Annotated in this window: 1 protein-coding gene; it reads right to left on the bottom strand. The window is 69.1% G+C overall.

Annotated features, from left to right (window positions below):
* The coding region (locus tag SB753_RS41845) for a hypothetical protein (protein ID WP_410805791.1) at positions 1-189 on the bottom strand (189 nt) is incomplete at its 3' end.
* Between the last annotated feature and the right edge of the window lie 44 nt (positions 190-233).

Here is a 233-nt window from a genome sequence, read left to right as displayed (position 1 = left end):
CTTGTCGTCCGGGCCAAGGGTATGGCTCCAGGCGAAGGCGGCCGTCAGCACCGCCAGCAGGAGCAGCAGGCCGGTCTTGTTGACGGTGCCCGACAGCGTCATCGCGTCGCCGTCGCGGCGCACGACGTTGCCGCTGGCCAGGTCGAGGAACGTCGATTCCTGGAGGGTGGGATTGCCGCTGCGGAACATGCTCGATCTCCTTGTCGTCGGGCCGGCCGTCGTGGCCGATGGGC

It is taken from the genome of Paraburkholderia sp. SIMBA_053 (assembly GCF_046534895.1).
GTDB lineage: Bacteria > Pseudomonadota > Gammaproteobacteria > Burkholderiales > Burkholderiaceae > Paraburkholderia > Paraburkholderia caledonica.
Note: the sequence above shows the minus strand (reverse complement) of the source record. Positions and strands in the feature narration are given on the sequence as shown.